The organism is Arthrobacter sp. K5 (assembly GCF_040448525.1).
Lineage (GTDB): Bacteria > Actinomycetota > Actinomycetes > Actinomycetales > Micrococcaceae > Arthrobacter > Arthrobacter globiformis.
Map to the genome: position 1 here is coordinate 3,134,625 of NZ_CP159279.1, position 14,681 is coordinate 3,149,305.

The following is a 14,681-nucleotide window of genomic DNA, read 5'->3' on the forward strand; positions in this document are numbered from 1 at the left end:
CCTAGCGGTAGAGATGGGAAGCAGCGGTCAGGGTGTTTTTGCGGACCGTGCCCAGCAGCACGGCCAGGCCCAGGGCGCCGAAGATCATCAGCATGTAGGCGGGAATCATGGTGTTGCCGGTGTTCTCGATGAGCCAGGTGGCGACATAGGGGGCGCCGGCGCCGCCGAGCACTGCTCCGACGCTGTGGCCGAATGCGACTCCGCTGTGCCGGACCTCGACGGGGAAGAACTCGGGCATGGCGGCGTAGGTGCCTGCCTGGCAGAGGGCGTAGGGCACCATGCCAAGAAGCAGGCCGAAGATTGCCAGCGACAGGGAGCCTGCGTTCATGAGCATGAAGGAAGGGAACGTGAGCGCGATGTAGGCGATGTAGGAGGCCGTCAGCAGGCGCTTGCTGCCAATGCGGCTGCCCAGCTGACCGGCCAGGGGGATCAGCAGTGCCGCTGCGGTGACGGCGATGAGGACGATGGTTGCTGCCTCGGCCTTGGTGAAGTCCAGGACGGTGCTGAAGTAGACGGCGACGTAGACCGTGCCGATGTACGTGCCGATGTTCTGTACGAGGGCGATGAAGAAGACCTTCGTCAACCGTGAGCGGTGGTTACGGAACAGTTCAACGATCGGGGCGCGGGTCGTCTGTCCTTTGTTCGCGCTCTGGGTGAACTCCGGGCTGTCCTCGATCTTCAACCGCATGACCAGGCACAGGATGCCCAGCGGGATCGCGAGGAGGAACGGGACCCGCCAGCCCCAGGACTCCATTTCCGCAGCTGGCACAAGGGTGGCAGCCAGTGCAGCAATTCCTGCAGCGCCTGCCTTACCCAGCACGCCGACGCTGGGGATGAAGGAGATGTAGAGGTTCCGGCGTTCCACCGGGGCCCACTCACGGATGTAGGTCGCGGCGCCACCGATTTCCCCGCCTGCAGAAAGGCCTTGGAGCATCCTCAGCAGGCCCAACAGGATGGGCGCCCAGATACCGATCTGAGCGTATGTCGGCAGCAGCGCGGTCAGCCCGGCCGCACCACTCATCAGGATCACGGAACCGATGAGGCTGGCGCGCCGGCCGTAACGGTCGCCGATCCGCCCGAAGAAAATCGCGCCCAGCGGCCGTACCAGGAAGGCCGTGCCGAACACAAGGAAAGTGTTCAGCAGCCCCGCTACAGGATCCCCGCTGGGGAAGAACACCACAGCGATGGTCGCGGCTACATAGCCGAAGACACTGAAGTCGTAGTACTCGATAAAAGTACCGAACGCTGCAACACCGGTGGCCTTCTTCGCCTTTTTCAGATGGAGGGCATCCGTCGCCGGGGGGACGGTCTGACTGACTTGGGGCATCTTCGCTCCTATAAAAAGTGGGACACTGTCCTAGAATGTAAGTTAAGTGTGATGTGGACCATGGTTTCTGTCAAGCGAGCTTCGCTGTGCACGCATGTCCTGGTCCTCAGACTGGTGGTGTGCGGACGGTAGCGTGGTGAAAGCAGTCCGGGCCTTTGAGGTGAAGCGGAATATCAAGGAAGTGGTGGAACCGTAGTGAGCGAGAGCGCAGTAGCAGGAAACGAGCGCATTGTTGACGTCCTGCACGCCCTGGCGTCCCGCGCAGAGGCGACCGGCGTACGGGAACTCGCTCATGCCCTGGACGCCAGCCGCAGCACGGTAAACCGCATCCTGCTGGGGCTGCAGGAGCACGGGCTGGCCGCGGTCACCGGCAGCGGAAACTATCAGGTCGGACCGCGGCTGCGCGTCCTGGCTGCGGCACTCCACGCACGCCACCCGCTGCTGCGCAATGCTGAAACCATCATCGAACGCCTGGGCGAAGAATCCGATGCCACGGTCCTCGTCGCAGTGCACGACGCACCCCGACCCAGTGTCGTCGTCGTCGCCTGCCGGCGCCGGCCTGGGCCCATCAAGTATCTTCTTGAACCCGGAACGGTTTTGCCCCTCCACGCAGGAGCGACCGGCCGTGCAATCCTGGGCCGGCTTGGGATCAATGCCTTGGGCGACCGCCCGCTCACGGCCGCGACTCCCGACACCGTCATTAATCGGGCGGAACTGGAGAAGCTGCTCCAGGAGGACAGAAAGGCCGGATATACGATCAGCGTGGGACAGCAGTTCCCGCTGGCTGCCGGCGTCGCCGCATCCTTTTACTGCGAGGGTCTGACCGGGTCTGTTTCAATTACGCGTCCGCGCTTCCTCACCAGTGATGAAGACCTGGTCCGCTTCGGACCGATGGTCCAGGACGCAGCTCACGCAATAGAAGCCAAATGCGCATTACCCCAGTCGCCGGAGAATCCGGAGCCCATCGGAAACCCTGCCGGCTCCACCGCCTTGGTGCGCATAATCAAGCTCGTAACGGCGCTGGTCGCCGGACCATCAGGGATCACCATGGGGCCGGCCCTGGCGCGCCGGATCGGGGCCAACATAGCCACCACCAACCGTCTGGTCTCCACCGCGGTCGCCACCGGCCTGGCTTTGGCCCAGGGGGACACCCTGCACCCTGGCCCGCGCCTGTTCCACTGGGCCGCCCGTCTAGGTGCCACAGTCGATGTCCCCTCCGCAGCACAACCGATCCTCCATGACCTCGCCCAAGAATCCGGTGAGACCATCGGGCTGATCCAATTTCACACCGACACCAAACACGCTGTGATGACGACGGTGATAGACGGTGTCCAGCCGCTGCACTACGGGCTTGCATCAGGCGTTGCCATTCCCCTCCATGCCGGTGCCGGCGGGAAGGCCATCCTCGCCCACTGCCCGCCCGATGAACTGGACAAACTCGCGCTGGAACCCCTCACCGAACGCACCCAAACGAACCGTGATGCCCTCGCCGACGACCTCCGGTCCATTCGGGAGCGCGGGTGGGCGACCGGCAACGGGGAGCGTATCCCAGACGCCTTCGGCGTCAGTGCCCCCTACTTCATCAACGGCGCTATTGCTGGCTCCATCACAGCGACAGTGTCACGGCTACGACTGCCCGATCTGGACGTCGAGGCACTCGCTCATATGGTCCAGCGGGCTGCCCAGCGGCTCACGCTGCTTCTCTCCGTACCCTAATTCCTGCCCTGCGGCACCCAAGAAGGGGACGGCGAGAGCGAACAGCCAGCGCAGAGGTTCGATGCCACGGTGGGGTGTGCTTCAACCAGACGAACTCCTCACCACCCGTGAGGGGAATGTCAGATGGGATCCTAACAGCTCTCCAGGCGCGCCATACTGGAACGGAAAACGAAACAGGTGCTCTGACCATCTCCAGACCTGAGGCCCGGTAACAAAGCGCCCGCCGAAGGTGCCAAGGCGCACGCACTCCGGTTCCGTCTCCGGCGTCCAGCACTGGTATGTGCCCGTGTATTCGACGTCTGCCCGATGTACATAAGGCTGAGATTGCTTGTGGTGAAGACGACGTGCCGCCCTCCGGGGGCAAGCCGGCCAAGGGCCTCGTCCGGCGAAATAAGACGCCGCCCGCCGTCGTGTTCTTCCGCGTTGGCGGGCTCCCCGAAGGAGTGACGCCAGCCCTTCAGAATCTGCGGCGGCTACCGTGGCAGAGAAACCGGCAATCAGGTTTTCAGGTTGCGTGATTGGAACTCCTTATCATGTTGGGCTGCTGCGAATATCCCGGCAACTGCTTCAGCCTGTGGTGCACAGCTGACAGTCCTCAGGTCAGGCGGCTGGAGCCTGACGGCCCGTGAGCAACCGCCAAAGGGTCCACACGGTGACGGCGCCGACCAGTGCCATGGCTCCGGTGCCAAGCCCGGAATAGCCAACGGCGGCGAGGACGGGTCCTGCCAGGGCTCCGCAAGTTGCTCCGGTGAGGTTCATGAGGAGGTCTGAAACACCTTGTAGGGGACCCCGTTCTGCTGCGGACACCGAGTCGCCCACCAGGGCCGAACCGGAAACGATTGATGCCGACCAGCCCAGACCCAGGAGGATCAGGCTTGGAGTCACCATGGTGTGCGGGGCGAGCCAGGCGAGCACTAAGGAAGACAGCAGCATTGCCTGCCCCGTCAGTAGCACGGGAATCCGGCCAAGGCGGTCTGAGAGCCATCCGAACAGCGGCGAAAGGCCGAACATCCCCGCAATATGGAGGCTGATGGTCATGCCGACGACGGCGAGGCTTGCCCCGTTGTCGTGCAGATGCACCGGGGTCATCGACATGAGTGCCACCATGGTGCCGTGGCTGAGCGCCACCGCCGTAACGGCGTAACGGGCGGCGGGAATACGGCGAAGGATTGAGAAGCCGGAATCAGGTTTGGTGGTGATGCCGCTGTCGTCTCCCGGTGGGGGCCCCTCGACTGGAGGCTTGACCCGGAGGCCTGCATAAAAGACCAGGGCGGCAAGTAACTGGGCTGCCACTGTGAACGCGAACGCGCCCGTCAGCGTCGGTAAGTGGAGCAGTGCGCCGAAGGCCTCTCCGGGTTCGAAGAGGTTGGGGCCCGAGACTGCCCCAATGGTGGTTGACCATACGACGATGGAAAGGTCGCGGCCACGGGTCTTTGGCGTTGACAGATCCGTGGCAGCGAAGCGGGCCTGGAAGCTCACAGCGGTTCCCGCACCAAGCAGGATGAGCCCAATCAGCAAGGCCGGGAAGGAGGACAGTGCCGCCGAAGCGATGGCGATGGCTGCACCGAATCCGGAGGTCAGTGATCCGGCCGCGAGCGAGACTCTCCGTCCGCGTTTTACGGCCGCGCGGGCCAGGGGGATGGCAAAGGCGGCGGCCCCGAGTGTGTTCATCGTGGCGGCCATTCCGGACCAGGCCGTCGAACCGGAAACCTGGACGGCAAGAAGGGAACCGAGCGAGAGCGAGGCTCCCATTCCTAGTCCGCCGAGGATTTGTCCTGCGATAAGAACGCCGATGGTGCGCCGCTGGCTTTCGTGCCGGTCCGGGGTGTCCGTTTCAACCGCTAGTTGCTGTGTGGCAGGAGTTTCCATGTTTTCCGACTTTCTCCGTGAACCGGGCACGGCAACAGAGGGGAAGGTCCGCGGATCAAGCGGAACTTCCCCTCTGCCGGGCCTTAGCCCCAGGTGGTCTTGATGCTTTCGATGAACGTTCTGAACTGCGCCACCATGGAGAAACTTCCGGGAGCGCAGAGCCATTGCTGCTGCATGCCGTCAAGGACTGCGATGGTGTTGTTGACGATTGCCGCCACGGGTGCGTCTTGTGCGACGTCCCCCTGGGCCTTCCCGTCTTCCAACGCTTCGCCAAGCCAACGGCGCAGGCTCGAATAGTGGTCCAGAAGCCATTGATGCGCGGGATGTCCCGGTTCGGTGGCCTCGGCGGAGAGCCGCACGAAAAGTCCCACCCAGTCGGGCCGGGTGGAGTTCCTCGCAACCAGGGACACCAGGGCATCGAAGGCTGCCCAGCCCAGTGGAGCCTGCTCTCCGTCGAAAAGGAAGTCTGCGTCTTCCTTGGAGCGGTGTTCGAGCACTGCCGACAGCAGGGCCGTTTTGGACGGAAAATGATGGAGCAGGCCGGATTGCGAGAGTCCGGTCTTCGCCGCGACATCGGCGATGGACGTTCCACCGTAACCGCCCACTGCGAAGAGCTCAATCGCGGCCTGGATTGCCTTCAGCCTTGCGGTTTCGCCGTTGCGGCGGCGCCGGGGGTGCTCCCGCTCTATCCGGTATCCGGCTGGATACGACATGGTTTACTCCTTGCTTGTTCCGGCCGCCATGGCCTCGCGCCCTGTGGGAGGCAGTTCCAGTCTGACATCGCCAAGTCCACGCGCGACGACGATCCGGCCTCCGGCGATGTCGTCCCAGCGACGCGCGGTACTGTTCCAGAGCCGTTGCGCGCGGGGGTCGCAGCTGACGTCGATGCTTGCCTGCCCGCCGGGTCCCAGGTGAAGCTGCGCCCAGCCGATGAGGCGTGGAGGAACGGAGGGGTGCTCGGGGAAGCGGTAGACCTGCACGGTTTCTGTTCCTCCGCGGTTGCCGACGTTCCGGATTGTCACGCGTACGGACTTCACGGCTTCCCGCTCCATGGACGTGATCTTGGCGGCCTTGTAGTCCCATTCGGTGTAGCCGAGGCCATGTCCGAACCAGAACAGAGGCCGCTCGCCGGAGGTGCTCCATCCGCGGTATCCCACTCCTGTTCCCTCCGAGTACGGGAGCTTGCCGCCCCGTGGTGTCACTGACCATGCCGGGCCTTGGCCGTCCCGGGCAGGGAAGGTGGTCACCAGGCGTCCTGCAGGTTCGACATCGCCGGTCAGTGCCGCGGCGATGGCGTCGCCCGCTTCCTGCCCCGGCAGGCCGGCAAACAGCACGGCGTCCACGTCCGCGATCCAGGGCATGAGAACAGGTGTAGCGGCGTTCAGGACCACGACGGTCCGCTTCGCCACGGCTGCCACCGCTGCCACGAGGGCATCCTGGTCCCCGGGCAGGGCGAGGGTGCTCTTGTCCTGGCCTTCCGTTTCCTGTTCCTGCGTGTAACCGACGACCACGACGGCAACGTCGGCGTCAGCGGCGGCCGCCACAGCGTCCCGGATGGCGGCGGCGCTGTTTTTCAGCGCAGGTTCTGCGACCAAGCCGATGAGGCGGTTCTCGTCCTCCGCATCAGTGATCGCCGTGATCCGCGCGCCCGGAGCGACGTCCCGTGCTGAGGCGTAGCTCTTGGGGCGGAAGAATCCGCCGCCGGGGCCGTCGTGGAAGGGGGTCCGTACCGATTCGCGGTTGCCGGGTGCAGTTATGTCCCAGTTGCCGGCCCCGCGGGTGCCGACCATCATCCTGGCGGGCTTATCGAGTACCAGCTCGGCTGAGAGTTCGATGGACGACGCTCCCGAGGCCCAGCTTTCGCCACTGACTTCAAGCTCCGGGACTTCAAGATGGCGGGTGCCGAGCAGATTCCCTTGTTTGTCGTAGATGCGGGCGCGTGCACCGCGGGTCCCGGTTTCCGGGTCGCGGAGGAGTTCTGGATTCGCTGCGAGCCATTGCGTGCGGGTCTGGACCCCGTCGACGACAGTTACGCGGTCCTCGCCGAGGGCCCGCGCTATTCCCGTGGCGGCGCTGACTACGTGGGGCGGGCGCACGATGGCTGAGCCGCCGCCTTGCGCCACGGTATCGATAGCGTGACGGCCGATGACCACGACGCTTTCGATGGAGTCCTTGCGGAGTGGAAGCGTGTTGTCGCGGTTGACAAGGACGGCCATGCTGCGGGCGGCGAGCCGGCGCAGCTGTTCGCGGCGTTCCGGGCTGTCGGGCCGGGGCAGATGCTTTGTCCAGGTTCGGCCGCCGGCGAAGGCGCCCACCCGCGAGGCGAGCCTGAGAAGTCTGCGGAGGTGGTCATCGATGGTGTCCTCGGAGACGTCACCTTTTTGGACGGCGGCAGCCAGGGACCGGCTCCAGGGAGTGTCCGGTCCGGGCATGACGAGGTCCAGTCCGCCGTTGGCGCTTTCCACGGCTGTTTTGGTGGCGAGCCAATCGGAGATCACCAGCCCGTCAAAGCCCCATTCCTCTTTGAGGATCTGGTTCAGGAGTTCGTCGTGCTCGGTGGCCGTGGTCCCGTTGATCTTGTTGTAGGAGGCCATGATCGTCCAGGGCCGGGCGTCTTCGACCATGATCTGGAAGGGAAGCAGATACAACTCCCGTAGGGCCTCTTCCGGAACCACCGAGTCCACGGTGGTGCGCTCGGTTTCGGCTTCGTTGGCCAGGAAGTGTTTGGGCGTCGCCGCGATCCCCCGTTCCTGCAGGGATTGTACGTAGGCCGCCCCGAGGTGGCCCGTGAGGACAGGGTCTTCGCTGAAGCATTCGAACAGGCGTCCGCCCAGAGGGGTCCGGTGAAGGTTTACCGTGGGCCCCAGGACCACATGGGTTTCTTGGTCCTCTGCTTCGTCTGCAAGGATTTTCCCGACCTCGCGCATCACGTCCAGGTCCCAGCTTTGGGCGATGAGCGTTGCGTTGGGCAGCAGGCAAGCGACCCGCCCCCCGACCACCAGCGGCCCCCGTACCCCTGAGGGCCCATCGGACATGACGATCTCCCGCAGGCCGATCGCGGGTTCATCGGACAAGCTGAACATCCTTGCCCCGGAGAGGAGCTTTACCTTCGAAGGAAGGTCCAAAGTGGCAAGTGCCTGTTCGATGGCGCCGACAGTGTCCTGGTCCATTGCTGCGGTCTCCTGCCTGTCTGTGCTCGTGAGGGTGTGATATTCGCTCATCGGACCTTCTTTACCGGGAGGATGGTCAGCGCACCGAGCAGGGCGATCACGGCTGCTACGGCCAGCAAAAGGTCGTAGCTCCCTCCACCCATTGTCAGCAGTGCTGCTGATACTGCCGGTGCAAGGGTCTGGGGACCGGCCATGGCGATGTTGAAGACGCCGAGGTCCTTCGCTGTGTCATCCGGGTTGGGGAGGACATCGATGACGAGGGCAAGGTCAACGGCGATGTAGGTGCCGAAGCCGATGCCGATGACCAGTTCCGCCCAGTAGAACCCGCTAGTGGTGTCTGCCAGGCTGAGCATCCATGTGCCTAGGCCGAAGATTATGGCTGAGATCCAGATGAAGACCTTTCGACGCCCGAGCCTGTCCGAGATCCATCCGGCGATTTGGCCCGCCGTAACGAGCGCGAGGGTATAAATCAGGACACCGGTCGCCAAAGCACCTGCTGCGTCCTGTTTGGAGAGGCCCAGGTCCTGCTGCAGGTAGAGGAGGCGGAACGTGACGAACATGAACAGTGCCAGGACGACGAGAAAGCGTGAGATCCAGGCGAAGGCGAAGTCCGGGTGCTTGACCGGATTGACCCAGAAGGTCTTCAAGGCGGTGCGGAAGCCACCTTCGGATGCAGGTCGGCGTTTCATGGGCTGGTCCGGCAGCACGAATGCAAAGACCATGACCAGGATCAGCCCCAGGATCCCGGGAACCAGGAAGAGAAGGAGCATGTTCTGTCCGAGAAGACTTGCCGAGTACGCCGCCCCGAGGCCCGCGGCCTGGGAGGCGATGCCAATCATGCCGCTGACTTTGCCGCGCTGCCACTGAGGTATTTGGTCTGCCAGGGAGGCCGTATGGGCAGCGACAGCTGCATTGCCAAGGGCCTGTGCGAAGAACCAACCGATGGCCAGAACCACGACATTTGGTGCCACGGCGATCACGGCCAGGCTTACCAGGAGTCCGACAGCTCCAGCGACCAGCCATGGGCGACGGCGGCCAAAACGGCCAATGGTCCGGTCGCTCAGCCGGCCAAAGACGGGATCGAAGAGGAGGGCGGCGAAGGCGCCCATGGAGATGACGAAACCGAGTGTAGGGGCAACGTCCGCCGGCGACACCAAGGACTGCACTTTGAGCGTCATTCCGGCCACGATTGGCACGGAAAGGGCAGTCAGAAGTCCGAGCCGGGCCAGCACCATCGTGGCGATCACGCTTGCTTTGGCTTTTTCTTTGGGAGCAAAGGCGGTGAGCGACGGCAACGTCGCTCCTGCAGCCGGATCAGACACAACCATGGGTCTCATCGCTTTCTGTGGATTGGAGGGGGGAACATCTGGCAGCGATGCCGGATGTGATGACTACCACGATAACCATAACAGACCGAGTACTCGGTCTGTTTATCGGATCGTTACTACCGTTGTCCCTGAGCTCCGGGTTGAGCGGAGACTCAGGGCCATACTCGAGCTGCAAGACATTCAGCCCGGCAGAAACTCCGGTCGGTGCGCCGTTGCGGTTTCTCCTAGTACCAAGGCCGGCGGCCGGTCACGGCTGCCGCCGCCCCGAAAAGTTTGCGTATCTTTACCGCGGTCAGCCCGAAATGCGCCTCACGAATCGCTGTGGACGGGAATGATTACTGCGGCGCTAAGGATCCTAGAAGCTTTGAGGGCTGCGTCGTTTCGCAAAAAGATGAGGTCGGCGCCGCCGCGATCCGGCTGCCTTCACCGGTAAGAGCATCAGAGGAGCCGCGACGGGAGTACCAATCGGCTACGGTATCGCCAGCATCCCGACGTCAGAATAGGAGAGGAGCCAGCCGTGCGGCCGTCTGCTGTGCTGATGTTCCATGCGCCCTGATGGCACCTAGCCGTTCCGATGTACCGCCAAGGCATAATGCGCCTCCCGGTGGTGAACCTGGTATGGCTATGGGAACTGCAAGACAGCAAGAACCCTCCTCCAGTTCATTGATCTGTATTGCGTAGCCTCGCTTGTTGATTTGCTCAAGATCGCTTTGCAGGGATTTAACGTCAGTGATCGTTTTGGGTGTTAGCTTCTTGAGAGAATTCCTAGGAAGAACAGCGGAGAGATTTTCAAGTGTAGAAAGAAACAGTTTGCCGGCCGCTGACGCGTGGAGATACCGCACCATCTCAGCTTCCGAGCGTGGCGGATGGTCAGGATCAGAATCAGCAATTTTTATAGATGCGATTTGAAACGTAACAAGATGCACGGCAAAACGGGTGTGGCCTCGAAATTCTTCGAGAATATTGCGCGCTGCGGTTGGAATTGATGGCAGCACAGTAGTTGCTGATATGAATCCGGTGATTGCGTGACCTAAAGTGAAGCCGCGCAAGTCTGGGGTACGTACCAGGTACTCGTCACCAACGAGCGCATTGAGCAGACGATAAGCGGTTGTTGGTGGCATCGATAAGGTATCAGTAATATCTTTAGCGGTTGTACCGGGGCCCAAGCGGGCAATTGTTTCAAGAATTCGCAGCGAGTTTACTGTTGCACTCGACTGCAATCGCTCTGATCTTCCGAGATTCACGGTATCCGCCCGGATTTCGCGGAGGAGTGGATGTCGGATTCTCTTGGTTCATCGTATATTCCCACCGCATTCAGGCGAGCGGGGAAGCGCCACCGGAGCAACTCGGCATTGAGGACACTGAGCGTGACAAGGGCGCCGTAGATGGCAGGCTGGACATTGCCTTCATAAGCTGAGAGCGTGACCGCGTTCCAGACCACGAAAGTCACGGCGCCAACAGTTATCCCTCCCGAGGCCCAAGACGCCCACGTTCCTTCCCCGATCCGCCTGAGGAAAAAGGGCAGGGATGCGCTGGCCAGAACGTAGGCACCAAGATAGCCGTAGGCGCCCAGGGTGAAGAGGTCGGTGAGTCCCTTTTCGGGTGATACGCCATACAGGACCATCACGATGGGAACGCCGGTAATGACGGGCATGGCCGTCAGAATAGCTGCCCATGGCGTTCTAAACGTTTGATGAGTGTGCCCAATTATTGCTGGTGCAACCCCCTCCCTCCCCATACAGAAAAGAGTTCTGGCCAGTGCGTTTGTGGAGGCAACCACACATGCAAAAAAGGATCCGGCTATTCCGACATCCAGCATGACCGCCATTAGGGCTGAAGTCTTGAAGTAGAACATGTCAGATAGAGGTGTCTGGCTGGAGGCGATAAAACCTGGTGCATCCTTGAGGGCGATGTCCTGTCCCGTTACCGCAAGTAGGTAGAGCGCCCCGGTGACTATCGGAGTCCACCGGATCGTGCGCGGGATGTTGATAAAGGGCCGCTGCGCCTCTCCTCCCAAAGTCGTTGAGCTTTCGAAGCCAACAAAAGCGCTCACCGCCACCACCACCCCTAGCGAGAGCGAATGGAAATTCCCGTTCACTGGATTGAGCGAAGCGAGATCCACGTGAGGCCGAGCCAGTACAAAGTATGCCGTGAGCAACGAGGCCAGCAGCAGGATCGAAACGCACTCCACCAGGAGGGTTACCTTTGCTGATATATGGATGCCGCGGATCATGAAAAAGCCCGCCAGTGCGGCGGCGGCGAGGATGATCAGCGTTATGACCAAAGTCCCGTCGCCGGCGGAACCCCACAGCCTCTCCATAATGTTGGCCCCGTATGTCCCGACGGCCAGCAGGCCCGCCATAGAAATCAGGCCATAGCCGAAGATCGCTGACCACCCTGCAGTGATGGCTGCTCGGGGGCCGAGTCCCTTTGCTGTGTAGCTGTAAAGACCACTGACGGCGGCCATTCTTTGCGCCATCGGGCGCAGACAGGACGAGACCAGCAACATCACTGCCATGGCCACTATGAAGGACAAGACGAGGTTGGTGCCCGTGGTGCCGAACACCAGAGCAGGAACAACCGACATTGCGCCGGCCGGAGCAACGGCAGCCACCGCTTGGGCGAAGACGGGGATAAATGGGAGGTTCCGGCGACTGAGCCCGGCGACGGGTGAATGGCTGGATATCACGCGGTTTCGACGAACAGACAAGGCTTCTGACTCTCAATGCAAAGGGCTGCCCATCCCGTCACTGCGGCGGTAAGACATGGCCCGCGATTAATCGACCATAACACTCTGAGGCATTGGGGTAACTAGAGGAAATCGACATGTTCTCAGACCAACCCGGGACGTTTCCGCGATGTTTCGCGAATGTTTCGGGCATGTTAACTGGCATGGGACAATTTGCCGGAAAATTCCCAAAGGAGTTTGTGTAAAAAGGCTCGATTTACGACTTGCAGATGGCTTACCGTGGTTACAGCCGACACCGGGAGACGCGCATCACATCCCATGGCGAGGTGGTGGATCCACCTGAATACGAGTTATTCCGGACGATCGCCATTGAAATAGTCCGCCTTAGGCCTCATTTCAAGGAATGGCTATGTCTGCACGAATAACCGCCCAAGTTCCTCGAGGATGAGGAATTTCAGAAACTCAGGAGAATAACAATGACTGTTTACGCACAGCCCGGTACCGTTGGTTCGAAGGTTACGTTCAAGGACCGCTACGAGAACTGGATCGGCGGCGAATGGGTGGCTCCGGTCAAGGGCCAGTACTTCGAGAACATCACCCCCGTCACCGGTAAGGCCTTCTGTGAGGTAGCCAGGAGCACGGCCGAGGACATCGATCTGGCCCTGGATGCCGCGCATAAAGCCGCGCCCGCCTGGGGTAAAGCATCGGCGGCCGAGCGCGCTGCGGTACTGAACAAGGTGGCTGACCGGATCGAGCAGAACTTGGAGCTGCTGGCCGTGGCCGAGACCTGGGATAACGGCAAGCCGGTGCGCGAGTCGCTCGCGGCGGACATCCCGTTGGTAGCAGATCATTTCCGCTACTTCGCCTCCGCAATTCGGGCGCAGGAGGGCCGGCTGTCGCAGCTCGACGACAACACCACCGCCTACCACTACCACGAGCCGCTCGGGGTCGTGGGACTAATCGTTCCGTGGAACTTCCCGATACTGATGGCCGTCTGGAAGCTCGCCCCGGCTTTGGCTGCTGGTAACGCCGTGGTCCTCAAGCCGGCCGAGCAGACTCCGGCATCGATCCTGGTGCTGATGGAGTTGCTGGCCGACATCCTGCCCGCTGGCGTGGTCAACGTCGTCAACGGCTTTGGTGTTGAAGCCGGCAAGCCGCTGGCGTCCAGCCCGCGGATCCGCAAGATCGCGTTCACGGGCGAGACCACCACGGGGCGTCTGATCAGCCAGTACGCCAGTCAGAACCTGATCCCGGTCACGCTCGAACTCGGCGGTAAGAGCCCCAACCTCTTCTTCAACGACGTCGCCGATTCCAGCGACGCCTTTTACGACAAGGCGCTCGAAGGCTTCACCCTCTTTGCCTTAAACCAGGGCGAGGTGTGCACCGCTCCGTCGCGCGCACTCGTCCAGGAGGATATCTACGAGTCCTTCATGGCCGACGCCGTAGCCCGGGTGGAGACAATCATCCAAGGCAACCCGCTGGACACCGCAACCCAGCTCGGAGCCCAGGCCTCCAACGACCAGCTCGAAAAAATCCTCTCCTACATCGACATCGGAAAGCAGGAGGGCGCCAAGGTCCTCACCGGCGGCACCCGCGCCCAGCTCCCGGGCGATCTGGCCGGCGGCTACTACGTCCAGCCCACGGTCTTTGAAGGCCACAACAAGATGCGGATCTTCCAGGAGGAAATCTTCGGACCTGTCGTCTCCGTCGCAAAGTTCAGCGACTACAACGACGCCATTGAGATCGCAAACGACACTCTCTACGGACTTGGCGCCGGCGTCTGGTCCCGCAACGGCAACGTCGCGTACCGGGCAGGCCGCGAGATCCAGGCCGGCCGTGTCTGGGTCAACAACTACCACGCCTACCCGGCCGGCGCCGCGTTCGGCGGCTACAAGTCCTCCGGCATCGGGCGCGAGAACCACGCCATGATGCTGGACCACTACCAGCAGACCAAGAACCTCCTGGTCAGCTACAACGAAAACAAACTCGGCTTCTTCTAGCCCGTTCCGGGGTGGTGGGGCAGGTCTGACAGTTTTTGGTCGTCTTGTCGCACCAACCTCTACCCCCTTTCGAACGTCGAACGCCCCCAACGCTGCAGAGACGTGTCTGAACGGCTCTACTTGAGGAGTTCCTCGTGACAACAACTCGCCTTGACGCTGCGGTGACACTTCCTGGAGAGGATTTCTCCAGGGTGGCGCTGACGGCGGACGCAGTGGAGTTACTGAGAAAACTGTGGGCGAGGCATGGAGCGCTGATGTTCCACCAATCCGGTGGCTGCTGCGATGGATCGGCGCCCATGTGCTATCCCGCAGGGGAATTTCAAACCGGAGCGGCCGACGTCCTGCTAGGACGATTCGACATTGCCTCCGATGATGCGGAGAACGCAGGCGCTGAACACCAGCCAGTGGATTTTTGGATGTCCCGAGAGCAATTCGCTTACTGGAGCCATACCCATCTGACGGTGGACGTGGTGCAGGGCAGAGGGAGCGGGTTTTCACTGGAATCACCCGACGGAGTGCGCTTCCTCGTCCGCTCCACACTCATGAACTGGCCCGCTTAGACAGCACTGCCAGCTGCACAGG

11 protein-coding genes are annotated in these 14,681 nt (G+C 62.0%); 3 read left to right on the forward strand and 8 right to left on the reverse strand.

The window, feature by feature from the left end:
• Position 1: 1 nt before the first annotated feature.
• Entirely contained in the window at positions 2 to 1,327 is a 1,326-nt protein-coding gene (locus ABRP34_RS14220) for an MFS transporter (RefSeq protein ID WP_353710671.1), read from the reverse strand.
• 195 nt (positions 1,328 to 1,522) lie between these two features.
• Here ABRP34_RS14220 and ABRP34_RS14225 point away from each other — a divergent pair, with 195 nt between their 5' ends.
• Positions 1,523 to 3,043 (forward strand): IclR family transcriptional regulator, encoded by a 1,521-nt coding sequence (locus ABRP34_RS14225; RefSeq protein WP_353710672.1) that lies wholly within the window; start codon positions 1,523 to 1,525, stop codon positions 3,041 to 3,043.
• Positions 3,044 to 3,643: 600 nt separating this feature from the next.
• Here the strand turns inward: ABRP34_RS14225 and ABRP34_RS14230 are convergent.
• From ABRP34_RS14230 to ABRP34_RS14260, 7 genes are all read right to left on the reverse strand, one after another.
• A complete protein-coding gene (locus ABRP34_RS14230) occupies positions 3,644 to 4,912 on the reverse strand; it encodes an MFS transporter (protein ID WP_353710673.1) in 1,269 nt (422 codons plus the stop codon).
• A gap of 83 nt (positions 4,913 to 4,995) precedes the next feature.
• On the reverse strand, positions 4,996 to 5,625 hold the full coding sequence (locus tag ABRP34_RS14235) for a TetR/AcrR family transcriptional regulator (RefSeq protein WP_353710674.1): 630 nt from the start codon (positions 5,623 to 5,625) through the stop codon (positions 4,996 to 4,998).
• Between the two features lie 3 nt (positions 5,626 to 5,628).
• Positions 5,629 to 8,133: a glycoside hydrolase family 3 C-terminal domain-containing protein gene (locus ABRP34_RS14240; protein ID WP_353710675.1), complete on the reverse strand. Its 2,505-nt coding sequence runs from the start codon at positions 8,131 to 8,133 to the stop codon at positions 5,629 to 5,631.
• Positions 8,130 to 9,410, reverse strand: a complete 1,281-nt coding sequence (locus ABRP34_RS14245; RefSeq protein WP_353710676.1) for an MFS transporter — start codon at positions 9,408 to 9,410, stop codon at positions 8,130 to 8,132. The genes ABRP34_RS14240 and ABRP34_RS14245 overlap by 4 nt, the downstream gene beginning before the upstream one ends.
• A gap of 355 nt (positions 9,411 to 9,765) precedes the next feature.
• Positions 9,766 to 9,849 (reverse strand): hypothetical protein, encoded by an 84-nt coding sequence (locus tag ABRP34_RS14250; protein WP_353713366.1) that lies wholly within the window; start codon positions 9,847 to 9,849, stop codon positions 9,766 to 9,768.
• 55 nt (positions 9,850 to 9,904) lie between these two features.
• Positions 9,905 to 10,654: an IclR family transcriptional regulator C-terminal domain-containing protein gene (locus ABRP34_RS14255; protein ID WP_353710677.1), complete on the reverse strand. Its 750-nt coding sequence runs from the start codon at positions 10,652 to 10,654 to the stop codon at positions 9,905 to 9,907.
• Positions 10,651 to 11,997, reverse strand: coding sequence for an APC family permease (locus tag ABRP34_RS14260; protein ID WP_353710678.1), 1,347 nt, complete (start codon positions 11,995 to 11,997; stop codon positions 10,651 to 10,653). Before ABRP34_RS14260 ends, ABRP34_RS14255 begins: the two co-directional genes overlap by 4 nt.
• Before the next feature lie 578 nt (positions 11,998 to 12,575).
• On the opposite strand from ABRP34_RS14260, the gene ABRP34_RS14265 reads away from it, so the two are divergent.
• Both ABRP34_RS14265 and ABRP34_RS14270 read left to right on the forward strand, forming a co-directional pair.
• Complete coding sequence (locus tag ABRP34_RS14265) at positions 12,576 to 14,099, forward strand: aldehyde dehydrogenase family protein (RefSeq protein ID WP_353710679.1); 1,524 nt, start codon at positions 12,576 to 12,578, stop codon at positions 14,097 to 14,099.
• A 134-nt stretch (positions 14,100 to 14,233) separates the two neighbouring features.
• Positions 14,234 to 14,659 carry a DUF779 domain-containing protein gene (locus ABRP34_RS14270; RefSeq protein ID WP_353710680.1) on the forward strand — a complete coding sequence of 142 codons (426 nt, stop codon included), beginning with the start codon at positions 14,234 to 14,236 and terminating at the stop codon, positions 14,657 to 14,659.
• Positions 14,660 to 14,681: the final 22 nt, after the last annotated feature.